The organism is Mucilaginibacter aureus (assembly GCF_053514885.1).
This window is the reverse complement of record NZ_CP170601.1, coordinates 4,525,633-4,551,930: the sequence shown is the minus strand read 5'-3', so window position 1 is coordinate 4,551,930 and position 26,298 is coordinate 4,525,633. Positions and strand designations below refer to the sequence as shown.

Here is a 26,298-nt window from a genome sequence, read left to right as displayed (position 1 = left end):
AAATACAATGGAAAACAAGGGTGATATCAATAACAAAATTGAGGCTGTGCTAAATAGCCTTGACGGGATAAGCAGGGCAGAGGCGCCTCCGTTTTTTTATGCCCGGCTCGAGGCTAAGCTGCACCAAAGAAAAACATCGATGTTTGATGGCTTATTACAGCAAATGTTAAACCGGCCCGCAATAGCGGTTAGTGTACTTACCGTATTTTTAGTGTTGAATATTATGGCCATTAAGGGAATGGCGCCGGTTAATTCAAACACGGCGAAATCTGCCAATGCGCTGCAAAATTTTGCAGTTGAATACAATATGAACACAACTTCGATATACAATAATTCGGAAAGATAATGGATCAGGTATTAAAAAACAGGATGTGGGGCTTTATTGTAGGCCTATTGGTTGTGGCCAATATTGCAACGCTTGCAGGTTTCTGGTATATCAAGCTTCACAGTAATAAAATAGCTGATCTGCCTCGCGGGCAATCAAACACCCAAAAATTTATTATTGCCGAATTAGGTTTGGATGCTTCGCAACAACGGGCCTATGAGGAGTTGGTACAACAGCATCGCGAAAATGTAGGTAGGGTGCAGGATGATTTAAGGGAAGCAAAAGATGCATTTTTTAACTCAATAGCGCATCCGGAAACATCACAGGCAGAGGTAGATACACTATCGGCACACATCGCGAAGTGCGAACGTAAGCTGGATATGATCACTTACGAGCACTTTAAAAAAGTAAGGGCGTTGTGTAACGATACGCAAAAAACAAAATTTGATAATATTATTAAACAGGTGTTGCGCATGATGGGGCCGGGAGGTGGAAGGCCGCAAGGACCACCGCCAGGCCGGGGAGGTGATTTTCCGCCACCGCCGCCAGGTGAAGGGCAGGGCCCTCCGCCCGGGCCGCCGCAATAAAATAACCACAACGCAGGATTTATATCAAAGCGACATCTAATACACTAAAAGCAATTAAATTATGAAAACTAAAATCTCCATCCTATTATCCGGCTTGCTTTTAGCTACCTGCGTGGTTAAGGCACAGCAAGGGCCGCCACCGGGCCCAAAACCACCATCGCCCGAAGAGCATTCAAAGCAGGTGAGCACTAAGCTTGAAAAAGACCTGACGCTAACCCCTGCACAGAAATTAAAAGTTGAAACAGCTTACAAAAGCTTTTTTACAAGCATGGAAAAAGTAAGGGGCAAAATGCCGCCGCCACCACCACCGCCGCCATTACCGCCTGGAAAAAAGAAATCGGCCGATAGCCTGGTAGCTATCAGGGATGCCGAGATAAAAAAGGTGCTTACACCGGCGCAGTTTACTAAATATACCGAAGTAGAAAAAACAATGCGTCCGCCACGCCCACAGGGCCCGCCACCACCACCTGCCCCTAGTAAACAATAATATATCGTTAAAGGCTTCCACTAAAGGGGGCCTTTTTTAATAAAGGCTGATCGTCCAGTCGTCGTTTATTTTAACGAGGACAGATATGGTTGATACAACAGGTTGATGGTTAACGGTAGCGGGTACAAATTGCTTATCGTATTCATCTAACAGGTCGTTATTTAGTAAATAGGTGTCCAAAATACTATTATTGCTCTTTAACTGTACAAGCAGCTTACATTCGGATAAGCGGCCGCCCGGGCTTACCAGCATTTGTAAAAAGGCACGTATAGGTGCAGAAGCATAAAAGTTTCCGGGATCTATTTTAAACAATTTAATATAAGGCATGTAACCAAACCAGGTGCCGCCAATGCGGATGGGTTTGGTTGCAGTATCGGTACGTTCCACCCTTTTATCAAAAATATACCCGATGTATTCGTGGGCGCTATCAACAGGTGCCTCATAAAGTAATTTGCCGGTGGTGTAATTATATAACTCGTTTACTCTTCCTTCCTTATCATAAAAGTGCCAGATCCCTACGCGTTTGTTATGCTCATAGCTTCCGGATACGACAGCGGTATTTCTACGGGTTACCTGTTGATATAAACCTTGTTTTATTTTGCGGTCGGTTTTCAGCGCATGATACCTTTCAGTTATACCTCCGCCGTGATAAGCACTTAATTCAATAGTTTCCTGTGCAAATGAAATCTGGACAATAATGACCAGTATAAAAACAGTAAATGTACGCAACATGCAATAAGCCGGTTTATAGTTTATACTAAACAGAAAAGCTCTGTATAACCAAATATACAGAGCTTACCTTAGCATTCAAACGGAATAAGCTTATTTCTTTTTAGCTTGTATTTGTTGTTGCTGGCGCATGTAATCATCCATACGTTGTGCAAATGCCGATTTCTTTTTGGTTTTATCCTCAGGTTTCTTTTTATTTTCCTGTATTTCGGCATGTATTTTTTTCTCATCAACCATCAGGCGGATCAAATACTGCTGGGTGAAGGTTAACATGTTAGCTAAGAAATAGTAATAATTTAAGCCAGATGGATATTTGTTTAACACCACGATAAAGATAATAGGGGTAATGTAGCCGATGTATTTCATCTGGCCGGTTACACCCGATATCTGGTTGTTAAAGTAAGTGTAAATAAATGTCGAGATGGTCATCAGCAAACACATTAAGCTTAAGTGCTCACCAATAAACGGAAGGTTAGTTCCAAATTTGATCACATCATCATACGTCGACAGATCCTTCATCCACAAAAAGCTTTGACCCCGTAACTCAAACAACGCCGGGAAGAATCGCAGGAATGCAAAAACAATTGGTAATTGCAATAACATCGGCAAACAACCACCAAGCGGGTTTACACCTGCTTTTTTGTACAGCTTCATGGTTTCCTGTTGCAACAGGGTTGGGTTGTCTTCGCCCACTTTAGCTTTGATCTCGTCAATTTCCGGTTTCAGGATACGCATCTTAGCCATCGACAGGTAAGACTTATAGGTTAACGGAGATAGCACCAGTTTCAACAAAATGGTCAGCATCAGGATGATGATACCGTAGTTCCAGCCAAATCCTTTTAAAAAGTCAAATACCGGTAAAACAACCCAACGGTTAATATATCTTAACGGTCCCCAGCCAAAATCAGTTTGTTTTTCAAGGCCATCGCCCTGTGCCTTAAGTGTTTTAAACAAGTTAGGGCCAAAGTAAAAGGTCATCGGGTAATTGCCGCCTGTATTGTTTGACAGCTGTACCTTAGCTAAGGTTTGTTTAAGCTCGTTATGTAAACTGGTATCGGTGCTCACATGCAGGTTGGCATTTTCAAATCCGTTTTTATAGATCAGTACGTTTGAGAAAAAGTGTTGTTTGAACGATACCCAACTAACCTTTTTATCTTTTACCAGGGCGGTATCGTCTTTGGTAGTGCTCAGGCTGTTAACATCCCCGTCGGAGTTTTCATAGTAAATAGTTGAGTACTGGCGCTCCATGGTCATGTCCTTTTCTGTTTTGTTCAGGCTTGCCTGCCATCCTAAAGTTAAAGGAGCGTTGTTAGGTATTACCTGCTCAAGGCCGTTCATCTTGATATTAAAGCCAAGTTTGTAGCCCGATGCAGGCAACGTATACACATAATCGATATACTGATTATCGCTATAATTTAAGCGCAGCGTTACCGCCGATGAATCCTGCATTACAGCACTGATCTGCTTAAAGTACAAGGTATTGGTGTTGATGCTTTTACCGGCAGCGGTAAAGTATAAACCTAAATGGTTTTGAGCACCATCAAACAGCACCAAAGGTTTTTTATCAAAGGTTTTAAAGTTTTTAAGCTCAACTGATTGTATGCGGCCGCCTAAAGTTGATAATTTAACTTTCAGCTCTTTATTTTCGAGCGTTATAAATTGCTCTGTACCAACGGTAGTAATGCCGAATGGCGATTTTAATAACGCCGAATCGATCTTAGCAGGTTGCTTAACGCTATCAGGTTTAACAACAGCGGCAGTTTGCTTTATACCTGCTTTTTTTAACGAATCCTGGTGTATACGGGCTTTCTCGGCGGCAATTTGAGCATCGTTTGGCTTGGTTAAGTAAAAGAAGCCAAACAAAATGAGCATGATCAGGAATAATCCTGTGTATGTATTTTTATCCATTATTTAAAAAGTACCTGCTATAAATCTATTTTTTACGGGCATAAGCCAGCGCAGCGGCGACAAAGTTAACAAAAAGTGGGTGAGGATTAGCAACCGTTGATTTTAATTCGGGGTGAAATTGCGCGCCTACAAAAAACGGGTGATTTTTAAGCTCTACTATCTCAACCAGGTTATTGTCGGGGTTAATACCCGATGGTATCATGCCGCCGTTTTCATATTGCTTAAGATAGGCGTTATTAAACTCGTAACGATGGCGGTGGCGCTCAGAAATATGGGCCTTGCCGTAAATAGAAGCGGCTTTACTGTTCTTACGCAGATCGCAGGCATATGCACCTAAACGCATGGTGCCGCCCTTGGTAGTGATCTTTTTCTGACCTTCCATCATACCGATAACCGGGTGAGGGGTTTCGATATCCATTTCGGTACTGTGTGCATCTTTAAGCCCCAATACGTTACGGCCATACTCAACCACGGCCATTTGCATACCTAAACAAATACCAAAGAAAGGGATGTTATTTTCGCGCACATAGCGTATGGCTTCAATTTTACCCTCAATACCACGCTGGCCAAAGCCTGGTGCTACCAATATGCCATGCAGACCCTGCAGTTTTTCAATTGCGTTCTCAGGTGTCAGTTCTTCCGAGTGAATAGTTTCAACACGCACCTTGCACTCATTTTTGGCACCTGCGTGGATAAATGACTCGGTGATTGATTTATAAGCATCGGGCAACTCAACGTATTTACCCACCAGGCCGATACGGATCTCGGCTGTAGGATTTTTTAACCTGCCTAAAAAGTCTTTCCAGCTTTCCAGGTTAGGCTCGTTTTTAGTTGGCAGTTTTAATTTGCTTAAAACGGTTTTGTCTAATTGTTCTTTCAACATCAGCAAAGGCACATCGTATATGGTCGATGCATCTATTGATTCGATTACTGCATTGATGTTTACGTTACAAAATAATGCAATTTTTTTTCTGATGTCGGCATTGATATGGTGTTCGGTACGGCAAACCAGGATATCGGGTTGAATTCCATATTCCAGCAGCATTTTAACCGAGTGCTGCGTAGGTTTTGTTTTTAACTCGCCGGCTGCAGCTAAAAACGGGATCAAGGTTAAATGGATAACCAGCGAATTGTTCTGGCCGGTTTCCCACCTGAACTGGCGTACAGCCTCAATAAATGGCAGCGATTCGATATCGCCCACGGTACCGCCAATTTCGGTGATCACAATATCGTAGTTGCCGCTTTCACCTAAAATGCGGATGTTGCTTTTTATCTCATCGGTAATATGGGGTACAACCTGTACAGTTTTACCTAAAAAGGCACCCTGGCGTTCGCGGTTGATCACATTTTGATAGATACGGCCGGTAGTAATGTTATTGGCTTTTGATGTCGGTGTGTTTAAAAAGCGCTCGTAATGGCCCAGATCCAGATCAGTTTCGGCGCCATCTTCTGTTACATAGCATTCGCCATGCTCATAAGGGTTCATCGTACCCGGATCAATGTTGATATAAGGGTCGAACTTTTGAATGGTTACACTGTAACCACGTGCCTGTAAAAGCTTTGCGAGAGATGCGGAAATAATACCTTTTCCTAATGACGAAGTAACGCCACCCGTAACAAAAATATATTTAGTCATATGTTTTAAGGATTTTGGCTTCAAAAAAAGAGCGAAACCAAATGTTTGTGTACGGGATGCAAAAGTAATAAATTTTTTGGATTACGCCGTATTTGTTGAGAAAATAGGTGATGTGGAGGATTGTATTTAGTGCTTGCGGCGTATCACTGGCGCCGGATTTATTTGTTACAATGGCCAAAAATAGCTCAATATTTATGGTCAATGTGATAAAAAAAACAGCTTCAAGTTATTTTGAAGCTGTTTTGATTTTTTGCCAAATTACGTTTTAACAAGGTACACTATGGGTTGGCACGCCGTTATCGGTTTGATGGCCCCAGGCGAAATTACTTACACCGGTCCATGCATCTTTTTGGTTAAAAACAAGGGTTGCCGAAAAATTAGCCAGGTAAGAGCCAATAGCAGGTGGCGGAAAACTAACTACATACTGGCCCGAAAGTGTGATAACTTTGGTTACCTGTGCGCCAAAAACCATTTCGTGGAGAGTGCCGTGTACGTTTACAACTACCGGAGCCCCTTGTGGCGTAACAGATTGTGAAATGTGAACCAAGCCGGTTACTGACTGACCCGCTGGGTACACCAATAATTTAAGATTAAAAACCGGGGCACCTAATAATCCCGGTTTTTCTGCAAGTAAGCATAGCTGAAACAGGCCAGCTAATGGTGTTGAAGTTGACATTGTGTAAATAATTTAAGTTTATCCCTACTCGTTTGGCTTTTGGGGTTACGCCTTGCCTTTAATCACCCTGTGCAAATCAGGTGTTTATAATTATAATATGATTTTAGTTATTGTTAATTTTTTAATCGTAATTATATTATTAATTAAGAAAACATTAAATCAAAGCAAGGGTATTGATTTAATGCGTTATTAAATGCCGGCAGTTTTGTAGTAGATGCAAGAAAAAAGTACCCTTAGTTGTTATAAGAACAACTTTAGAGATCGAATAAAAATAATGCAGGAAAAAAAATGAACACCTGCTCTTTGTAGGATTGGGGAAATTCCGTTTGTTATTTTTGTAAATATATAAAACAATAATTATTAAAACCTAATTTTAATATTATTAAATTGTGAAAATATTAATACCAGATTCACGGCTTGAGGCTTTAGGAATAAGGGGTAGTGGGCTGGGTAAATAATTTACCCAGCCAGGCAATAAACTTCGCCTGTAAGACGGGTAATTGCGTCCTTTAATATAGCGCGTGCCCTAAACATATTGGTGCGCGATAACAACTCGCTGATGCCAAGTACCTGGCCTATCTCCTGGTGCGAGTAGCCTTCAATAGCATACATATTAAAAACCGATCGGTAAGTTTGAGGCAGTTTTTGTATTATTTTTAGCAGATCGTTCACCTCAAGGCCATGAGCGTTATAGCTATTGCTCCCATAACGGTCGGCTTGTTCAGGCAGGTCTTCCATCAATACGGTTGGTTTTAGTTTACGATATCGTGATATAGCCGAGTGCACCATAATGCGGCGGATCCATCCTTCAAGGCTGCCATCACCACGATATTTATGTACGTTGTTAAACATTTTTATAAAACCTTCCTGCAGTATATCCTGCGCTTCGTCTTTATCTTTAGCATAACGCATACATACGGCCAGCATTTTGGGTGCTAAGGTTCTGTATAATAGTTCTTGCTGTTTGCGGTCGTTTTTGAGGCAGCCTGCCCACATTTCGTTTAAACGGTTATCAGTCGTCATCATCGTGATTGTTTTTCAAGTGCATGCCAAAATTGACACCATTTAAACAACTGATTGATTTTTAGTGTATTATAAAAAACGAAACCAAATTAACTGTTCGTTTCCGGACGGTTACTGATACAAAGGCGGACGATTGTTTGTGACCCGGGATGAATCCGTTTACTTTAACTTCAAAGTTTCCAGTAGCTTTTCCAGATCCTGCGGGGTATCAATGGCGTGAGTTTCCAGTTCGGTTTCGGCAACTTTAATGCGGTAACCGTTTTCTATCCAGCGCAGCTGTTCAAGGCTTTCGGCTTTTTCGAGTGATGACAGGGGCAGAAGTGTTACCTGCTGCAAAACATCGCTGTTATAACCATATATGCCGATGTGTTTGTAATAGGTGTTATGATATAACCAGCGTTGTGGCTCTTCGCCGCGCACGTGCGGAATGGCTGCACGTGAAAAGTAGATCGCTTCGGATTGTTTATTAATGATCACCTTGGGCGAACTGAAATTATAAAGCTCTTCGGTAGTGTTGATCTTTTTGATAAGAGTGGCCAGTTGTGTACCGGGCCCGTTAAAACAGCCGGCTACAAGAGCTATCTGTTCCGGATCGATAAAAGGTTCATCACCCTGGATATTGATCACTACACCATATTCGGGGTATTTGGCCGCAACTTCGGCACAGCGGTCGGTGCCGCTTTGGTGCTTGTCTGATGTCATTGCGGCTACACCGCCAAAACCGGTTACATGGTCAAAAATGCGCTCGTCATCGGTAGCAACAATAACCTCGGTTAGGCTCTTACACTTTTTGGCCTGCTCATAAACCCGCTGCAGCATACTTTTACCGGCAATATCAACCAGGGGTTTACCCGGAAAACGGGTAGAAGCGTAACGTGCAGGTATGATGCCTAAGATCTTCATTGCGTAAGCTTAAAACAACCCGTTTATTTCGCGTTCTATCAGTTGGATAATACTGCCCAGGTCTTCGGGGTTATTGGTAAAATCGAGGTGATCTTTATCCAATATCAGCAATTTGCCCAGTTTGTAACCGTTTATCCATTTCTGATATTTTTCGTTCAGTTTTGAAAGATAATCCAAACGGATACCACTTTCGTACTCACGGCCGCGGCGTTGTATATTGTTTACTAAGGTTGGTACCGATGCTTTAAGGTAAATTAACAGATCGGGCGGTTTAATAAAGCTGGTAATGTTATCAAATATAGCCCGGTAATTTTCATAATCTCTGCTGGTCATCAATCCCATGTCGTGCAGGTTTTCGGCAAAAATGAATGCGTCTTCGTATATCGTTCTGTCCTGTATAATATTACGGGTGCCTTTTTGTATCTCGATGATCTGCTGGAAACGGTTATTCAAAAAGTAGATCTGCAGGTTAAAGCTCCAGCGTTTCATGTCGCTGTAAAAATCTTCCAGGTAGGGGTTATTGTCTACGGCTTCGTACAATGGTTCCCACCCGTAATTTTTAGCTAATAATTCTGTTAATGTGGTTTTACCGGCTCCTATGTTGCCTACAATGGCTATGTGCATGTTTTTAAGTCAAAAGTTTAAAGTCAAAAGGTAAAAGTTATAAATCGAAAATCCTAATGGTTATTCAAAGGAACTGATCATAACTCAAAACCCACGGAACCCAATAATTTCCCTTACATCTTTAATAGTCTTCTGTGCGCTTTCACGGGCCTTTATAGCGCCGTGTTTAGCTACCTGGCGTAAGTATACCGCGTCGCTGGCAATAGCATCAATGCGTTCGCGGATAGGCGCTGTAGCAATTACCATATCTTCGGCTAACTGCTTTTTCAGGTCGCCGTAACGGATCTGGCACTTGTTATATAGTTCGTCAAAATGAACATAGGTATCAGGTGTTGATACCACCTTCATCAGATCGAAAAGGTTTTGTATTTCGGTTGGCTTAGGCTGATTTTCGGCTGTCGGGCCGCTATCTGTAACAGCACGCATTACTTTTTTACGGATAATTTCCGGCGAGTCTGACAAATAAACCGCATTGGCTTCACCTTCCGATTTACCCATTTTTCCTTTGCCATCTAAACCCGGTATCTTAACCAGGTTATCGCTGTAATTAAAAGCATAAGGCTCGGGGAAATAATCATTACTATACATCCGGTTAAAGCGGTTGCCAAAAGTGCGGGCCATTTCCAAATGTTGTTCCTGATCTTTACCAACCGGTACTTTAGTAGCTTTATGGATCAAAATATCGGCAGCCATTAACACAGGATAGGTTAGCAGGCCGGCGTTTACGTTGTCGGGGTTGGCACGCACTTTATCTTTAAATGAAGTGCTGCGTTCCAGTTCGCCCATATAGGCGTTCATGTTCATATACAGGTACAGTTCGGCAATTTCGGGCACGTCGGATTGTACATAGATCGTTACCTTTTCGGGATCAATGCCTGCTGCAAGGTATTCTACCAACACCTGTTTCACATTGCCGTGCAGGTCGGCCGGGGTAGGGTGCGTAGTTAACGAATGCAGATCGGCTATGAAAAAAAAGCACTTAAATTCGTTTTGCATTTTTACGAAGTTTTGAATAGCTCCGTAGTAATTGCCTAAATGTAATTTTCCTGTGGAACGAATACCACTAACAACAGTTTCCATGGGGCGAAAGTAAGTATTTTTTCTATTTTTGATGTCGATGAAATTAATGCTGAGAAAACTCCATGCCCGCATTTACCGGTACAGTGTTGCCGTTTTTATCTTCCTTTTTTATCCGCTGCTCTATCTTTTTTCGCGTAAGCCATCACGGTATCCTGCAATGAATAAAGTGCGAAAGATCTGTGGTTTTTTAAGCTCGACTTTGGCTGGTGTGTTTTATAGTATTGATTATGAAAGTACTATAGATTGGAGTAAAACTTACATCGTATGCCCAAACCATGTTTCAAACCTGGATGTTACCGGTACAACACTGGGGATGCACAATAATTTTCACTATATAGGTAAAGAAGCTTTGCTGGATAAATTTCCACTTAATTTATTTTTCAAAACCATTGATATCCCGGTTAACCGGGATAGTAAAATGTCGTCGTTCCGTGCATTTAAACGTGCCGAACAAAATTTAAAAAGTGGTATGAGCCTGATCATTTTCCCGGAAGGAAAAATTCCGGATGACTATCCGCCACAGCTAAATCCGTTTAAAAACGGGCCGTTCAGGCTGGCTATCGAACTCAAAATACCTATTATACCTGTTACCTGTATCGATACCTGGAAGGTACTTTGGGATACCGGACTTGAAATAGGTAGTAACCCGGGTTTGTGCCATATTTATTTCCACAAGCCTATTGATACATCAAAGCTGACAGTTGATGATGCCGATGCGCTTAAAGACCAGGTTTTTAATATTATTGATCAGAAATTTAAGACTGCTAATAAATTTCAATCCTGATACCCGGGCATATTCTTAGCTGTTGATGATACCGATATATTAAAAGATGAGGTTTATACCCCGATAAATAATAAATTTGCCAAAGCATGAACAAAGAAACCGTTGATAAAATAGCCCACCTTGCCCGTTTGGAAGTTACCGATGCCGAATGTGAGGAGTTGATTAACGACATGGGCAATATATTGGGCTTTATGGATAAGCTGAACGAAATAGATACCACCGGTGTTGAACCCCTGGTTTATATGACCACGACCATTAGCCCATTGCGCCCCGATGTTGTTAAGCAGGATATCACTCACGAAGAAGCGCTTGAAAATGCACCTGCACACGATAAAGACCATTTTAGAGTGGCAAAAGTAATTGGATAAGCCCTAACCCCCTAAACGGGGAACAAGAAACGGATGACTCCATTAGAAGAGTTTTATTCAAACCAACCCGAACCCATTAAAAGTTGTTTATTGGCTTTACGCGATATTATACTTGCGCAGGATAAAGACGTTACCGCTGCCTGGAAATACGGCATGCCTTTTTTTTGCTACAAGGGTAAAATGTTTTGCTACCTGTGGGTACACAAAAAACATCACCAGCCTTATATCGGTATAGTTGAAGGCAAACATATTGAACACCCCAACCTGATACAGGAAGACAGGGCGAGGATGAAAACCATGTTATTTGATGCCTCCCGCGATTTGCCGGTTGATACTATTCAAGACATTTTGCAGCAGGCTATTGCGTTATATACTTCAGGTAAGATCAGGCTGAAAAGTTAGTGCACAAAAATTCTTTTTCAACTGTAACATTCCATACCGTATCTTAGTCAAATAACAAAACGCGGATGAAGCCATTAATTACCATTAAAGATATAGGTCGTAAATATGTTATCGGCAGCGAGGTTATTCATGCCTTAAAGTCGGTATCGCTAACTATCAATAAAGGCGAATTTGTAGCTTTAATGGGCCCTTCGGGTTCGGGTAAATCAACCCTGATGAATATATTAGGCTGCCTGGACACTCCATCAAAAGGCGAATATATTTTAAACGGCACCAATGTAAGCCAGATGAGTGATAACCAGCTTGCCGAGGTACGTAACAAAGAGATTGGCTTCGTTTTCCAAACATTTAACCTGTTACCACGTAATACCGCTTTGGATAATGTTGGCTTACCGCTGATATATGCCGGTGTAAAGAAAGAAAAACGGGAGCAAATGGCTACTCAGGCCTTAAAAAATGTTGGGCTGGGTAATCGTATCGATCATAAGCCAAACGAACTTTCGGGTGGTCAACGTCAACGTGTTGCTGTTGCGCGGGCCCTGATCAATAATCCGTCGATCATCCTGGCCGATGAGCCTACCGGTAACCTCGATACCAAAACATCTATCGAAATTATGGGTTTGCTGGAAGATATCCACGCCAAGGGCAATACCATTATATTGGTAACGCACGAAGAAGATATTGCCTTACACGCACATCGTATAGTGCGCATGCGCGATGGCCTGATCGAAAAAGATTACGCTAACCCGGATATTCATACCAGTAAAGACAGTGTTATACCTGCTAATACCGGTATCGATCTTGAAAAAAAGACAGAGGATAACTGATATAATATATCAATGAAGTTAACGGTAGCCGCTTTAATGATATTATTTGTACTTAGCGGCTGTGAAGGGTATAAGCGGGGGGTGATCACTGTGGTTTCTAAACAGAACGGCCAGCCATTATCGGATGTTATAATAACGCCTGTAAAGCAGTTTAGATTTGACCCGTTAAAATCTGATTCGGTAACGGATGCATCGGGAAATTTTAAATTTATTACCACGATGATCCCGATGACCTTTGGTGTGCCAAAGTTAAAGGTAAAGGTAAGTAAGCCGGGGTATGAAACTTTGGTATTTGTAAACGAACACGCTACCGACACTATCAGGTTGACAAAATTAAACTGACCGGCTCTTCTCTATTCCCGGTATAGATGCGATCAATTTTTGAGTATAGGCTTTTTGCGGATGATAGTAGATCTGCTCTGGGGTACCGCTTTCTTCAATTACGCCTTTATTCATTACCAAAACACGATCAGAGATGTGTTTGATGACCGAAAGGTCATGCGAAATAAAAATATAGGTCAGCTTTAGTTCTTCCTGTAATTCGCGCAATAAATTCAACACCTGCGCCTGTACCGATACATCCAATGCAGAAACCGATTCGTCGCAAATAATAAACTTAGGCTGCAGTGCCAGTGCACGTGCTATTACGATCCGCTGCCTTTGCCCGCCCGAAAATTCGTACGGGTAACGGTTAAAATGTGCCGGGGTTAAGTTAACGCGTTCTAACAGCTGGAGTACCCGTTGCTTGCGTTGTGTATTGTTATTGTACAGGTTATGCACTTGCAGCGGCTCCATAATAGATTCGCCGACGGTTAAACGCGGATTTAAAGAGGAGTAAGGATCCTGGAAAATGATCTGGATATCGCGGCGTATTTGCCTTAATTGCTCCGTTCGTAAATTTCGCAGGTCAACATTTTCAAACAGCACATTCCCTGTCGTTGGTTCAACTAATCGCAAAATACTGCGGCCCAGGGTGGTTTTGCCACAGCCCGACTCGCCAACCAAACCCAATGTTTCGCCGGGATAAACATCAAAACTAACATCGGTAACTGCTTTAACCACCTCTTTTGATTTTTGCAGGAAGCCCGCACTTACAGGGTACCAGGTGCTCAGGTTTTGTACTTTTAATATAGGCGATAGGGTGTATAATTTCTCTTTCCTTTCGGCGATCTCTTGTGCCGGATAGGCAAAACGGGTGCGCAACTCATCAATGGTGAGATTAGAACCCTCCATGTTTCCTTGCTCATCAAACTTTAAAAAATCACTTAATACCGGTAATTTTTTTAACTGATGGGCAGGCGAGGGGCGGCAGGCCAATAAACCTTTGGTATACGGGTGCTGCGGGTTGGTAAATATATCGGCAATATTTGCCTGCTCCACTATCTGGCCCTTGTACATCACGATCACCCGGTCGGCAATTTCGCTGATAACCCCCAGATCGTGCGAAATAAATACCAGGCTCATGTTGCGTTCGGCTTTAAGCCTTAACAAAAGCTCAATAATGGTTTTTTGTACGGTTACATCCAATGCCGTTGTCGGTTCGTCGGCAATTAATATTTCCGGATCGCACGACAGTGCCATGGCTATCATTACCCTTTGTTTTTGCCCGCCAGATATTTCGTGTGGGTAAGCATCAAATATAGCCTCGGGTCGGGGTAGCTGCACTTCGTTAAACAAGGCTATAGCGCGTTCGCGTGCAGTTTTAGCATCCAGTTTTTGGTGTAGTTTAATGGCCTCGGCAACCTGGAACCCGCAGGTAAGCACCGGGTTAAGCGATGTCATCGGTTCCTGAAAGATCATGCCGATGCGGTTACCCCGGATGTTCCGCATTTCTGTTTCGGGCAGGCTGAGTAAGTTGATGTCGTCCAACAATATTTCGCCTTTTACCTCACTTACACCAGGCTCCAGCAAACGCATAATAGCCAGTGAAGTAACCGACTTACCCGACCCCGATTCGCCAACAATACCGATCACTTCGCCTTTATCCAAATTAAAGGAGAGTCCCTTAACGGCTTCAAATGTGCCGTTCTCGGTTTTAAATTCTACTTTAAGGTTAGCAATGCTCAGCATACAGGTTAAACTATGGTAATGTTCTCGTCGGCAATTAATTCTTCGGCCCTAAACCGGCGCAACAGCTGCGCGGTGGCTACCACATCCTTTTGGCAATATACACAAATACGGGGCAGGTCGTTTTCATTCCAGTAAACATTGCCAACCATGCTACCGTCAATATCGTCTTTCGGGGTTGGTATGTTAAATATTTCGGTGAGGAGGCTTAGCGAGGTGTAACTTTTGTAATCGCCAAACTTCCAAAGCTCCATGGTGTCTAAATGGCTTACTTCCCAGGGCTTTTTGCCCGATATTTCCAATTGAGTTGGGATAGGTACAGCGTTGATGAGCATCCGGCGGCACAAGTACGGAAAATCAAACTCTTTACCGTTATGTGCGCAAAGCATCATGGTTTTGGGTTGCTTGTTTAACAGCAGGCAAAACTGCTGCAGTAACAGTTTTTCATCATGCCCGGCGAATGATTTTACACGTAAACCCGCCGGGGTGCCAGGCGTAAATATACCTACTGAGATACAGATGATCTTACCGAACTCGGCCCAGATACCGGCACGCTCATAAAATTCATCGGGTGTTTCATCTTTTCGCTGGTATTGTGTTTTAGCTGCCCACAGCTTTTTTAACGATTCGGGTACCTGTTCAAAGTCTGCATATTGCGGAACGGTTTCAATATCCAACACCAAAACGTTTTGCAGATCAATGTGCTCAAGCATGCCTAAAAGTAAAATAATTTTTTTGTTTTATGGACTATTTAAGCATCATAGGCTGTGTTAAAAAACAAACAGCGTATTCAATTAACTACAACCTATTTTGCAGTTGGTACGTATTACCAATCATATAAATGGGTGTAAAATCAAATTAGTGTTAAATTTTACCCTAACCTTTATTAATGAGCCGAATTGGTGTGCTTTTTGTGCTAAATTATTAAATATCAATAGTTATGAAGTACTTGTTGCCAAAAATTGAGAGCTTCGCTAATTTTCTTTTCTCTCATCCGAAAAGGTATTTGTAATGAACGTTTGATCGCTTAATTACAATATACAATAACCCGCTTTTAGGCGCTGATGGCAATTTACGGCCCCGTAATTACCTGATCATTACACCGGGTTTGTTCAAAACAGGCAACTTAATAAAATTCGAATCAATAATACTTTCAGGTAAAAAGATGAATTTTTTATCGTAGATGTTACCGTTGATGTAATAACTCAACCAGTATTCGTTAGTTAGCCCGAAAGTTTCTTCGTCAATAGGCTCAACCAGTACAAACTCACCGGCTTCTACTTTTGGGAACATGTGTCGCAATACTGATGTTTTTACCTGCTCTCCATTTTTTTCACCATAGCCTTTCGAGGTGATCAGCACGTTCTCGATAGCAACCCGCTTCAGGTTAATGAGATAAACGTACCATATTTTCGACTCGATACTTTCTTTCTCTAACGCAACTGCAACAGCAATATCTTCAACAGTATTATCGGGGATGTCTTTTTTCATTAATGTATAATTTCTGAAACTGATACGGCAAAGGTAACCTGGCTATATCTGTCGCAAAATTAAACAAAGTAATTTAACTGCTGTGTTTCTGTGATTTTTTTACCGGTGGTTTGCGCCTGATCTGTGGTGCTTGCAGAGCCGTAAATTGCTGTATAAAGAAAGAGGGGGAAGTAATATCCAACCCGGAGATCTGTTTATGAGCAGCATCAAAAATTAAAACCTGTTTTAATGACTGGTGAGTTAAAAATATTTTCAAACTATCTGCAACATCAATTGCGTAGGCTGTGGATGTGAATTTTTTATTATCTGTGGGTTGAGTACCTGCCGGAGTTAAAGTAGCCGTAATATATAAACTGCTATCGGTAGCCGATCGGAATTTTATGGTTTGGGCTATCCCTGTTGATGTGGTGGTATAGATAAGGTTGATCTTAAACAGGCCGCTATTATTTGCTTGTTTGCCCGATAGGCTGGTTTTAAATGAGATTCCATTATAGCTATCATCCGAGCGCTTATAGGTATAATATTCTGATGTTTCGGCTACCTGGATACCATCTTGCAGGCTGCGCTTTACTGTATATTGCGCAAAGCAGTCTCCGCATAGGCTTAATACTGCTAAACAAAGTATTGTTTTAACCGAAAAGTTTAAAATCTGGGACATAGCGATGATAATATGGTGTTTGCTTTAAACCTGTAAATTAAAGATACTTCAAATGTATTGGGGCTAAAGGCAATATCGCTGCCCGATGAAACTCCGTAATTTACACCCAAACTAAAGTTCTGCAAATCGGCACCTATGTATGGCGTAACCGTATAATTGGAGCGATACCACATACCCAAATATAAGTTTAATGCTACGTTATCACGGCTAACAGTTTTTAGGCAATAGGCACCACCATACATACTGTCATCAGCATAACCCTGTTTTGAATAATAGCCGCTAAACAATACGGATGAAGATTCGGCTAATATCACTTCGCCGCCTGCGTGAACAGTTTTGCGCATAGGCAAAGTTGAACCGGCGGCATTGAACAGGGTTTCGTTGGGTTGATTAATGTGATATAATGATGCACCTGCATATAAATTTGCCCGCTCAGAGTGGAAGGCATAAAGTATACCGGCATTGATATCAAAATATTTAGCCTGCAAGTCTGAATAGTCAAAACTTACCGGAACAGTTGGGTCGAAAAATTTGCCGTTATATTGCGAGGCGAACGAAAGCTTGGTATAATCGAAATATTTATTGGTATAATTAAGTTGTATACCCAAGCCAACTCTGTGACTGCCTTCATAACCTAAACTTTTGTGATAGGCCGACGATAGTGATAGGTAATTACTTTGCAGTGCACCATTAAGCGACTTTTCAAATATACCCGAAATGCCTGCGGCAAAAGTGTCGAATTCGGGTATACGCTCTTTAAAAAGCTTAACATCTGATGATACGCTGGTTGTATTGTAATTATACCCCACATTCCACCATTGCTGCCGTTCGTTTACAGCTATACGGGCATCTCCATCAAAAAAACCGGTATTGGCTGGGTTTAGGGTTAAAGGTGAGGCATAGTATTGCGAAAAATGAGGGTCCTGGGCATGTACCTGCAAGCTAAAGCCTGCCATTAATAATATACCCCCTATGTAGTGCAATACCTTCATTATTTTAACAATATGGTATTACCCGTTTTATGTACCAGGTTGCCTACAAAATCGTAACCTTCGGCAACCCAGGTGTATGTTTCTAAAAAGCCCATTTTGCTTTTGTACATGCCATCCCAGCCTTTATCATTAGCAGGTCCGTTGGTTTGAAATACGATATTTCCCCATTTGTTATATACCCTGAAAAATGTAAACGTTTTTACACCGATAAAAAATGGCGACAAGGTTTTATTATCAGCCTGTAACGGGGTAAAAGCAGTAGGCACTTTAATATCCGGTATATCGGCTACTACCACATCCACACGTTTAATGGTGTAACAACCATATTGATTAGTCGCCTGTATAAAGAACGACCCGCTATTATCTATTTTTTTAGGGTTGGTAAGAGGTACGGTCAAACTTGAATCTTTCCAGTAAGCAAACATAAGGTGGGGTGAACTGCCACGGGTTATCGAATCGGATGTAATGTCGGTTGTCCCCGGCTTATAGATCTTAGGTGGAAAAGTGATCTTTAACACAGGTAATTTATGGATCACCACAGTTACTGGTTTTACTATATCGCAGCCTAAAGTGTTGGTAGCTTTGATATAATAAATGCCGCTATCGGCTACAGCCGAAGGGTTTGCAAGCGCAGTAGTTGCAGAGGCATCCGCCCAATAGGTTAGTGTGGCAACATCAGTACTACCCGCAGTTACCGCCGTTTTGGTGATATCAACAACCTCAGGTATACATACTTCTGGCGGTGTATTGGTTACCAGGTTTGGTAACGGATTTACAACCACTGTTACCGGCGTAATATACTGGCAACCATTGTTATTAATTGCTTTGATATAGTAAATGCCACTTTTAGTTACAGCATTGGGGGTTAATAACGTATCGGTTGCTGTTGCGTTTTTCCAATACGTTAATTGCAAATTAGGGTCGCTGCCCCGGGTAACTGAGGCTTGGGTTATATCAACCGTAGTTGGATAGCAAACTGCCGGTGGATTAACGGTTACCAGTACCGGTAACGGAAAATAACTAACAACCATAGGCTTAATAGTTGCACAGCCAAGTTTGCTTGCGCCTTTTACATAGTATGTACCCGCTGTGGTAATATTATTTGCCGCTGTTAGCGGGATAGTAGCATTTGCATCTTTCCAATAAGTATAGGTTAACCCGGGGGTGATTGGTCTGATCAATTTAGGTAGTGTGATATCTGTTGGCGTTGCCAGGCAGGTTGTTGCCGGGTTGGTTATCACAAAATCGGGTACCAGATTGATAATGGCATGAACCGGTTTTATTTCAGAACAACCCGATGGCGAGGTGGCCTTGATATAATAAGTGCCGCCCTTGGTTACTGCCTCGGGGTTAAGCAGGCTTACCGTTGCTACAGAATCCGTCCAGTAAGTATAGGTCAGATTAGCATCATTTCCCAGTGTAACAGCAGGAGCCGTAAGATCAAGAGTGATCTGAGAACATGATCCCAGCGGGTCAAAAATATTAAACGTTATTGCCGGCTTTTCATGTATCGTTGCCGTGATGGAATTATTGCAGCCAAAACCTGCATACGGAACAACATCAAGTATATATTGTGTACCATCGGGCGGTGGCGGCGAAAGCACGATGCTTCTGCTGGTGTCGATCTGTGCTGATCTGTCAGCATTATACCATTTATAGTGCGCAAAACCGGCCGGGCCTGTTAATACCGCGTTCGCCGAACCGGAGCAGTAATCAGTACCTATCACCAATGAAGAACAACTGGTATTTACGTCTACATATGCATAACCAAAATGCCCGCTAGCGGTACAGTCGGCTGTAGTAAACTCAAGCTTGATCTTTCTGCCTTCATAACCTGCAAGGCTAAGCGTTACGGGTGTCCAATCTTTATAAATAACATCAGTTAGTCCATTATAAGGAAAGCCTTTTTTAAAGCCAGGTAAGTTTGCAGTTGCTACATATTCGAATGCACCACAGGATATATATTTATTTGAATCAACATCAAGAACCTTTGCTGTAAAGCGGGGTTGCGACTCCGCCATATGGCCCGGGTCTTCCAGTACGATAGCATACTGGTAGGTTATCTGGAAGTCGTGTTGATTTTGTGGTATGGTAAACGAATAACTTACCCGTTCAGCCTGTGCTCCTACACCACTGTTGCCCAGCTTTACACAGTAATTGCTTCCATCTGGTGGTGATATCGGGAATTTTCCATAAGGATCAACCGCGTTACCCTTTGGAATAATCACATGCCTATCTGCAGTTGGCGAACTTAATGTAACATTGATAGCGTTTTTTGATCCAGAAACGGTAGTTGTACCAATAAAACATTGCCAGTTGGTAAAATCACCTAATGCAAAATCAACATTAAGCGGGCAGGGGATTGCTGTTTGCGCATTTGCCTTGTCTAAACAAAGCAAAAGTACTATACAAAAAAGAAGGTATCTGTTTTTTAACGGCACAATAAAGCGCACAACAGTTCGGGCAAGCGGGGGCATTTAAGGTATAAGTTTACTATAGCGATAATATTTAGTAAATATAACGGTATTTTTTAATTGTACAATTATAATACGTGTGTTGATATCACCTTTGTAACTTATTTCTTTTTCGCCGTCTTTTTCGCCGTCTTTTTAGCTACTGGCTTAGCTGCAGGCTTTTTACTGGCTGCAACCTTAGCAACTGGTGTGGCTGCCTTTTTACCAAACCGGCCTGTTTTTTTAGGTTCCTTTTCGGCAATATCGGCCAAAGCCTTGCAATCAGCATAAGTCAGGCTTGCAGCATCTTTGTCTTTTGGTATTTTCAGGTTCAGCTTGCCAAACTCGATGTACGGCCCCCAGCGACCATTGAGTATTTTAACATCCGCATCTTCATCAAACGTTTTGATCAGTCGTTCCGCATCACGTTTGCGTTTGGCTTCAATTATCTCAATAGCCTGTGCTTCGGTAACATCGTGCGGGTCGAGCTCTTTTGGAAGTGAGTAAAAGGCACTGTTGTGACGAATGTACGGGCCAAATTTGCCAATGGCTACAGTCATATCCTTATCTTCGTAAAAACCAACCTTTTTTGGTAGCTTAAACAGTTCCATGGCTTCCTCAAGCGTGATGGTCTCCATCATCTGGCCGTTGCGCAGGCTGGCGTATAGTGGTTTTTCCTGTGCTTCTGATTTATCTTTGGTTTCGCTTTCGCCGATCTGTACAAACGGACCGTAACGGCCTATGCGTACCGAAACCATTTTACCCGATTGTGGGTCGATACCCAGATCACGGCCGCCGTTGGCTCTGTCGGCAGTTTCTATCGTGTTTTCAACTTCCCGGTGAAAAGGTGTATAAAACGAGCGGATCATTTCTGTCCATTCTTTTAACCCCTGGGCTATTTCGTCAAATTCTTTTTCAACGCGGGCAGTAAAGTTAAAATCAACAATACCTTTAAAGTGCTGAACTAAAAAGTCGTTTACAACAGCACCAATATCGGTAGGGAAAAGCTTGGCTTTTTCTACACCGGTATTTTCAGTCTTGGTTTCTTTACTTATTGAGCCATTGCTTAACGTTAGTACACGGTAAGCGCGTGGTTTACCTTCACGATCTTCCTTAACCACATAACCACGATTTTGAATGGTAGAGATGGTAGGAGCGTAGGTTGACGGCCTGCCAATACCCAGTTCTTCCAGTTTCTTTACCAGGCTTGCCTCGGTGTATCGTGCCGCAGCTCGCGAAAAACGTTCGGTAGCGGTCATATCGCGCAAAGCCAGTAACTGGCCTTGTGTTAAAGGTGGCAGCATGGCGTTTTCGCCATCTTCCGAATTTTCTTCATCTTCGTCTACAGATTCCAGGTATACTTTCAGGAAACCATCAAACTTCATCACCTCACCGTTTGCAATTAAGTTTTCGCTCCGGGTGGAGATATCGATTTTAGCAGTTGTCTTTTCAAACTGTGCTTCGCTCATTTGTGATGCGATGGCACGTTTCCATATCAATTCGTATAATCTTCTTTCCGATGGATCGCCATCGGTAGTGTGATCTTCAAAAAAAGTTGGCCTGATAGCTTCGTGAGCTTCCTGTGCACCAGCCGATTTAGTTTTGTATTTACGTAGCTGGTGATATTTTTCGCCGTAGGCCGATACAATTTGCTTTTGGGCGGCTTGTAATGCGGTGTCCGATAAGCTAACCGAATCGGTACGCATATAGGTTATCTTACCATATTCGTACAGTTTTTGCGCTACAGACATGGTTCGCGATACCGAAAAACCTAATTTACGGCTGGCTTCCTGCTGCAAGGTTGATGTGGTGAACGGCGCAGCCGGTGATCGCTTGGCTGGTTTGGTTTCTAAACTCTTTACTGTGAAAGCCGCGTTGATACAATCTGTTAAAAACTTTTCTGCATCTTCCTGTTTACCAAAGCGCTCAGGCAGTTCGGCTTTGAATGCTTCGCGGCCCTTGCCAAATATCGCAGTAATGCGGAATGAAGCCTCGCTGGTAAATTTATTGATCTCGCGCTCCCGGTCAACGATCAGTCTCACGGCTACCGATTGTACGCGGCCCGCAGAAAGCGATGGTTTTACCTTTTTCCACAAAACGGGCGAAAGCTCAAAACCAACCAGCCGGTCTAATACACGACGGGCTTGTTGGGCATTCACTAAATTGTAATCAATTTTGCGCGGGTTCTGTATCGCTTTTTCAATAGCGCCCTTGGTGATCTCGTGGAAAACGATACGTTTGGTTGTCGCTTCTTTTAAATCAAGGGTATCAAATAAGTGCCATGATATCGCTTCTCCTTCGCGGTCCTCATCGGAAGCGAGCCATACCATTTCGGCCTCTTTAGCTAATTTCTTTAACTCGCTAACTACCTGCTTTTTATCTGCCGGTACTTCGTATTTCTGTTCAAAATTATTAGCGATGTCAATGGCGTCTTCAGATTTAACCAGGTCGCGGATATGCCCGTAACTCGATTTAACGGTGAAGTCTTTACCAAGATATCCCTCAATGGTTTTAGCCTTTGCGGGAGATTCTACAATGAGTAAATTTTTGGCCATTTAGTTCAGTTTTTTTGCAAATAAAGCATAAAGAATGCGAAACGCAAACTTTAAGTTTCGTTATTGGGTTATTAAGTTGTTAGTTTATTGGCTTATTTTATAAAATAAGCAGATAGATAAAGTTTGCGCTAGGGAATAAATGAGTAACTCATTTACCTAATAACTAAATCAAAAAACCACCGCCTAAAAGGTCGTTTCCTTCGTAAAATACGGCTGATTGGCCGGGTGCTATGCCCGAAACAGAATGATGGAAATCAACCTTCATGTGATCGCCTATCTGCACGATATTGCTCAGTGAGCCTGAGTCTTTATATCTTATTTTAGTAATGGCTTCAATAGGCTCGGTAATGCTCTCGTATTTAATAAGATTGAGGTTACGTACCCATGCTTCTTTGCGTTCCAGCTCGTCGGCGGTACCTAAAACAACGGTATTGCTTTCGGGTAGTATTTGCGTAACAAACATCGGGTGGCCAAAAGCCACACCAAGGCCTTTGCGCTGGCCAATGGTATAAAAAGGATAACCTTTATGCTTGCCCACCACGGTACCGTCGGTTAAAACATAATTTCCGCCATCTACACGTTCTTCCAGGTCGCCAACTTTATGACGTAGAAATGCGCGGTAGTCATTATCCGGCACAAAACAGATTTCGTAGCTTTCGCTTTTATTGGCTAACTCCAGCTGCCCCATATCTTTAGCCATCTGCCGTATTTCCGCTTTAGCGAAACTACCTAAGGGGAAGCGTGTGCGCGCCAGGTTTTGCTGTGATACGCCCCAAAGCACATACGATTGATCTTTATGCTCATCCAGTCCTTTAGATATCACATAGCGGCCGTTATCGTGTTGGCGAATGTTGGCATAATGGCCGGTAGCAATAAATTCGCAATCGAGTTTATCGGCGCGTTTAAGTAATGCTTCCCATTTAATATGGGTATTGCAAAGCACGCATGGGTTAGGGGTGCGGCCTGCAAGATATTCGTCAACAAAGTTATCGATCACAAAATCGCCAAACTCGCTGCGGATGTCCAGGATATAATGCGGGAAACCATAACCAACGGCCAAGGCACGCGCATCGTTAATACTATCTAAACTGCAACAGCCGGTTTCTTTGGTATTGGTACCCGATGAGGCATAGTCCCAGGTTTTCATGGTTAGCCCGATAACCTCATAGCCCTGCTCATGCAGCATTACCGCCGCTACCGAGCTATCAACGCCACCACTCATGGCTACCAAAATTCTACCGTGCTTGCTCATTGTTTTATGGCGCAAAAGTAAGCAATTATTGCGATAAATACGGTCGTATTAGTCAGCTAAAGGTAAAGAGTATGGCCGGTAAATAACGCTGTTTACCTGGGTTTTTATAATTAATTATAGATTAATTGCTATTGATTATCAAATATTTGCAATGATTATGTAATTAATTGTTTTAGATTGTCGTTCAGGTCGTCGGCGGTTACTATGCCTGTCAATTCTGATAAGGTAAAGTACGTTTTATGCAAATGATGGATGGCTTTGGTAACACCCGCAACAAGTGACGATGTACCCCAGGCGGGCACTTTCAATATTTCGGGGTCGTAATTATTCATCCCCAAAAGGTAAAAACCACCATCCTTTGTTGGGCCCAACACGGTATCAAAATGCTCAAGCTGCCTGAATGCCAGGCGGATGACACGCTCATCCAATTCCAAACAATCACTGCCGATGATCACCACATGTTCATACCCCCTGGCGAAGATCTTTTTTAATGCGTTTTGTATGCGGTTAACCATGTACTGGCCGGATTGTACCTCTTTATGATAGATATCATTTGGCCAGTTATCGTTCATGTCTTTGGCACGATCGTAAAATAAATATTTATCAGTATTTAAGGCCCTGGTAATTGTTTGCGTATGCTCCAGCATTCCTTTATAGATACCGAGTGCGTGGTCGTCGCCAATGGATTGCGCTAATCTTTTTTTTACCCTGCCCAGATCAGGGTTTTTGATAAAAATAATAATAGCGGTCTTCTTCATCTCTTTCCTTTTTATCAATATACGCTAAATATAGCGTTTTTGCCGCGTATTGTTAAATTATCAGCATTAATTAACAAATAAATAATATACTGAAAGAACATTAATAAGTGAAGATCTGAGATTGCTAAAATTTTACCCGGCTAAAAAAAATAAATATTTTTTCGTGTTTAGGTATTTTAAGCAGAATAGAGTCGCATTTTGTGGGTTTAAACCGTTTAAACCTATATTTTCAAATCCTGCTGTTGTAAAAAAAGCCTCATTTTATTACAATTTTCTTATTTGAAAATCAATGTGATTATATAGCAATCAATGTAACTGAAATGTTAATTGAAAATTAATAAAAGTGTATTTACCCCCTTGCGCGAGAGTGTATTATATATACATTTGGTTAATCCCTTAGAAAAAATGAAAGCGATAACACAATCATTAACTTTTGAACAAAAGTTACAAGTATTCATTCTGGCAATTATCAGCATAGTTGCTTTAGTTAACTACGTAGTCTAACCAGCTATAAACCTAAAGTCGTTCAAGGGTGTCGTTTTAAAAACGGTCACCCTTTTTCTTTTTACATAATTATTACCATCCGGGAACCTGTTAGAGGTTTTTATGATTTTATTATTACCAATAATCATCATGAAATACTTCAATTTGCTGTGTTAACCAAACAGGTTAATGATCCGCATTTTGAAATGAAAAACATTAAACTAAGTATACTCGATCAATCCACCATCAGTAAAGGCGATACGGCCATTAATGCCATACAACAAACCGTCCAGTTAGTGCAAAAAGCCGAAGACTGGGGTTATCACCGGTTTTGGATGTCAGAACACCATAACCTGGCCAGTATAGCCGGCTCGGCGCCCGAGGTGCTGATAGCCCATCTGGCTGCATTTACCAAAACCATCAGGCTTGGCGCTGGCGGAATAATGCTGCCTAACCACAGTTCGTTAAAGGTTGCCGAAAATTTTAGATTGCTTGAAACATTGGCGCCAGGGCGTATCGACCTTGGCGTTGGCCGCGCACCCGGTGGCGACAGGGTAACGGCATCATTGCTTAATCCGGGCAATCGCTTTAAAGAGGAGGATTATATACAACAGGTAAACGAATTGCAGTTGTATTTTAACGATAGGGTACAAACGCAATTTGGCCCGGTAAAAGCCATCCCGGTAGTGTATGATGAACCACCGATATGGATGCTCACGTCAAGCGGCACCAGTGCCTATATAGCTGCAGAAATGGGCCTTGGTTTAGCGTTTGCGCAGTTTATTGCCGCCAATGGCGTTAAAGAAGCTATACAGGCTTATCGCGAACGTTTTATTCCATCAGATACATTTGCACAGCCCGAAGTGCTTATTGCAATATGGGTTTTATGTGCCGATACCGAAGAGAAAGCGGAGGAGTTAAAAAAATCGTTACTGCATGTTTTTTTACAGATGGAAAAAGGAGAGGTGCGCGAAGGAATGGTGCCTTATAGCGAAATAAAAGATTACCCATATACCCTGCAGGATAAAATGCGGATGGAGGCCAATAGTAACCGTATTATTGCCGGTACTCCCGAGCAGGTTAAACAACAGATCAACACGCTGGCGCATACCTGCCATGCTGATGAAATTATGGCTGCTGCTATAACCTATTCGCAGGAAGACAGGTTCCGGTCTTTTGAATTATTAGCCGAAACCTTTAATTTGCGGGCTATAGCTCAAAACTAATTGG

26 protein-coding genes are annotated in these 26,298 nt (G+C 42.2%); 9 read left to right on the top strand and 17 right to left on the bottom strand.

Translation table 11 applies throughout. The features are described 5' to 3' along the window. Positions 1–7: 7 nt before the first annotated feature. The 3 genes from ACFGVR_RS19595 to ACFGVR_RS19585 all read left to right on the top strand — a co-directional run bounded on the left by ACFGVR_RS19595 (position 8) and on the right by ACFGVR_RS19585 (position 1,399). Entirely contained in the window at positions 8–346 is a 339-nt protein-coding gene (locus ACFGVR_RS19595) for a hypothetical protein (RefSeq protein ID WP_448699165.1), read from the top strand. Beyond that, the gene (locus ACFGVR_RS19590; protein ID WP_448699164.1) at positions 346–912 is read left to right on the top strand and encodes a Spy/CpxP family protein refolding chaperone; all 567 of its coding nucleotides are present in this window, start codon (positions 346–348) and stop codon (positions 910–912) included. Before ACFGVR_RS19595 ends, ACFGVR_RS19590 begins: the two co-directional genes overlap by 1 nt. 61 nt (positions 913–973) lie before the next feature. Further along, complete coding sequence (locus tag ACFGVR_RS19585; protein WP_448699163.1) at positions 974–1,399, top strand: hypothetical protein; 426 nt, start codon at positions 974–976, stop codon at positions 1,397–1,399. 36 nt (positions 1,400–1,435) lie between these two features. Here ACFGVR_RS19585 and ACFGVR_RS19580 read toward each other — a convergent pair whose 3' ends face one another. The 8 genes from ACFGVR_RS19580 to trpS all read right to left on the bottom strand — a co-directional run bounded on the left by ACFGVR_RS19580 (position 1,436) and on the right by trpS (position 9,978). Continuing rightward, complete coding sequence (locus tag ACFGVR_RS19580; RefSeq protein WP_448699162.1) at positions 1,436–2,131, bottom strand: hypothetical protein; 696 nt, start codon at positions 2,129–2,131, stop codon at positions 1,436–1,438. A gap of 90 nt (positions 2,132–2,221) precedes the next feature. Then, positions 2,222–4,036 (bottom strand): membrane protein insertase YidC, encoded by a 1,815-nt coding sequence (gene yidC, locus ACFGVR_RS19575; RefSeq protein WP_448699161.1) that lies wholly within the window; start codon positions 4,034–4,036, stop codon positions 2,222–2,224. Between the two features lie 25 nt (positions 4,037–4,061). Further along, positions 4,062–5,672: a CTP synthase gene (locus ACFGVR_RS19570; protein WP_448699160.1), complete on the bottom strand. Its 1,611-nt coding sequence runs from the start codon at positions 5,670–5,672 to the stop codon at positions 4,062–4,064. A 265-nt stretch (positions 5,673–5,937) separates the two neighbouring features. Then, the gene (locus tag ACFGVR_RS19565) at positions 5,938–6,348 is read right to left on the bottom strand and encodes a DUF1842 domain-containing protein (protein WP_448699158.1); all 411 of its coding nucleotides are present in this window, start codon (positions 6,346–6,348) and stop codon (positions 5,938–5,940) included. A 459-nt stretch (positions 6,349–6,807) separates the two neighbouring features. After that, the gene (locus ACFGVR_RS19560; protein ID WP_448699157.1) at positions 6,808–7,374 is read right to left on the bottom strand and encodes an RNA polymerase sigma factor; all 567 of its coding nucleotides are present in this window, start codon (positions 7,372–7,374) and stop codon (positions 6,808–6,810) included. Positions 7,375–7,530: 156 nt separating this feature from the next. Beyond that, positions 7,531–8,274 carry a 3-deoxy-manno-octulosonate cytidylyltransferase gene (gene kdsB / locus ACFGVR_RS19555; protein ID WP_448699156.1) on the bottom strand — a complete coding sequence of 248 codons (744 nt, stop codon included), beginning with the start codon at positions 8,272–8,274 and terminating at the stop codon, positions 7,531–7,533. Positions 8,275–8,283: 9 nt separating this feature from the next. Continuing rightward, complete coding sequence (locus ACFGVR_RS19550) at positions 8,284–8,898, bottom strand: deoxynucleoside kinase (RefSeq protein WP_448699155.1); 615 nt, start codon at positions 8,896–8,898, stop codon at positions 8,284–8,286. 84 nt (positions 8,899–8,982) lie between these two features. Beyond that, positions 8,983–9,978, bottom strand: coding sequence for a tryptophan--tRNA ligase (gene trpS, locus ACFGVR_RS19545; protein ID WP_448699154.1), 996 nt, complete (start codon positions 9,976–9,978; stop codon positions 8,983–8,985). Between the two features lie 46 nt (positions 9,979–10,024). Here trpS and ACFGVR_RS19540 point away from each other — a divergent pair, with 46 nt between their 5' ends. The 5 genes from ACFGVR_RS19540 to ACFGVR_RS19520 all read left to right on the top strand — a co-directional run bounded on the left by ACFGVR_RS19540 (position 10,025) and on the right by ACFGVR_RS19520 (position 12,701). After that, positions 10,025–10,762 carry a lysophospholipid acyltransferase family protein gene (locus ACFGVR_RS19540; RefSeq protein ID WP_448699153.1) on the top strand — a complete coding sequence of 246 codons (738 nt, stop codon included), beginning with the start codon at positions 10,025–10,027 and terminating at the stop codon, positions 10,760–10,762. An 86-nt stretch (positions 10,763–10,848) separates the two neighbouring features. Further along, positions 10,849–11,130, top strand: a complete 282-nt coding sequence (gatC, locus tag ACFGVR_RS19535) for an Asp-tRNA(Asn)/Glu-tRNA(Gln) amidotransferase subunit GatC (RefSeq protein WP_448699152.1) — start codon at positions 10,849–10,851, stop codon at positions 11,128–11,130. 33 nt (positions 11,131–11,163) lie between these two features. After that, the gene (locus ACFGVR_RS19530) at positions 11,164–11,532 is read left to right on the top strand and encodes a DUF1801 domain-containing protein (protein ID WP_448699151.1); all 369 of its coding nucleotides are present in this window, start codon (positions 11,164–11,166) and stop codon (positions 11,530–11,532) included. A gap of 65 nt (positions 11,533–11,597) precedes the next feature. Further along, entirely contained in the window at positions 11,598–12,359 is a 762-nt protein-coding gene (locus ACFGVR_RS19525; RefSeq protein ID WP_448699150.1) for an ABC transporter ATP-binding protein, read from the top strand. Positions 12,360–12,371: 12 nt separating this feature from the next. Continuing rightward, a complete protein-coding gene (locus ACFGVR_RS19520; protein ID WP_448699149.1) occupies positions 12,372–12,701 on the top strand; it encodes a hypothetical protein in 330 nt (109 codons plus the stop codon). On the opposite strand, the gene ACFGVR_RS19515 is transcribed toward ACFGVR_RS19520, so the two are convergent. The 9 genes from ACFGVR_RS19515 to ACFGVR_RS19475 form a co-directional block, all read right to left on the bottom strand. Then, complete coding sequence (locus ACFGVR_RS19515) at positions 12,693–14,429, bottom strand: ABC transporter ATP-binding protein (protein WP_448699148.1); 1,737 nt, start codon at positions 14,427–14,429, stop codon at positions 12,693–12,695. The genes ACFGVR_RS19520 and ACFGVR_RS19515 overlap by 9 nt on opposite strands. A gap of 5 nt (positions 14,430–14,434) precedes the next feature. After that, positions 14,435–15,139 carry a 3'-5' exonuclease gene (locus tag ACFGVR_RS19510; protein WP_448699147.1) on the bottom strand — a complete coding sequence of 235 codons (705 nt, stop codon included), beginning with the start codon at positions 15,137–15,139 and terminating at the stop codon, positions 14,435–14,437. Positions 15,140–15,512: 373 nt separating this feature from the next. Beyond that, a complete protein-coding gene (locus ACFGVR_RS19505) occupies positions 15,513–15,917 on the bottom strand; it encodes a hypothetical protein (RefSeq protein ID WP_448699146.1) in 405 nt (134 codons plus the stop codon). Between the two features lie 73 nt (positions 15,918–15,990). Continuing rightward, on the bottom strand, positions 15,991–16,575 hold the full coding sequence (locus ACFGVR_RS19500; protein WP_448699145.1) for a hypothetical protein: 585 nt from the start codon (positions 16,573–16,575) through the stop codon (positions 15,991–15,993). Continuing rightward, positions 16,560–17,567 carry a PorP/SprF family type IX secretion system membrane protein gene (locus ACFGVR_RS19495; protein ID WP_448699144.1) on the bottom strand — a complete coding sequence of 336 codons (1,008 nt, stop codon included), beginning with the start codon at positions 17,565–17,567 and terminating at the stop codon, positions 16,560–16,562. The genes ACFGVR_RS19500 and ACFGVR_RS19495 overlap by 16 nt, the downstream gene beginning before the upstream one ends. Continuing rightward, a complete protein-coding gene (locus tag ACFGVR_RS19490; protein ID WP_448699143.1) occupies positions 17,567–19,966 on the bottom strand; it encodes a hypothetical protein in 2,400 nt (799 codons plus the stop codon). The genes ACFGVR_RS19495 and ACFGVR_RS19490 overlap by 1 nt, the downstream gene beginning before the upstream one ends. Before the next feature lie 176 nt (positions 19,967–20,142). Beyond that, entirely contained in the window at positions 20,143–22,575 is a 2,433-nt protein-coding gene (gene topA / locus ACFGVR_RS19485) for a type I DNA topoisomerase (RefSeq protein ID WP_448699142.1), read from the bottom strand. Positions 22,576–22,738: 163 nt separating this feature from the next. Beyond that, entirely contained in the window at positions 22,739–23,827 is a 1,089-nt protein-coding gene (mnmA, locus tag ACFGVR_RS19480; RefSeq protein WP_448699141.1) for a tRNA 2-thiouridine(34) synthase MnmA, read from the bottom strand. A 155-nt stretch (positions 23,828–23,982) separates the two neighbouring features. Beyond that, complete coding sequence (locus ACFGVR_RS19475; RefSeq protein ID WP_448699140.1) at positions 23,983–24,585, bottom strand: TIGR04282 family arsenosugar biosynthesis glycosyltransferase; 603 nt, start codon at positions 24,583–24,585, stop codon at positions 23,983–23,985. 689 nt (positions 24,586–25,274) lie between these two features. On the opposite strand from ACFGVR_RS19475, the gene ACFGVR_RS19470 reads away from it, so the two are divergent. Next, positions 25,275–26,294, top strand: a complete 1,020-nt coding sequence (locus ACFGVR_RS19470; protein WP_448699138.1) for an LLM class flavin-dependent oxidoreductase — start codon at positions 25,275–25,277, stop codon at positions 26,292–26,294. The last annotated feature ends 4 nt before the right edge of the window (positions 26,295–26,298 follow it).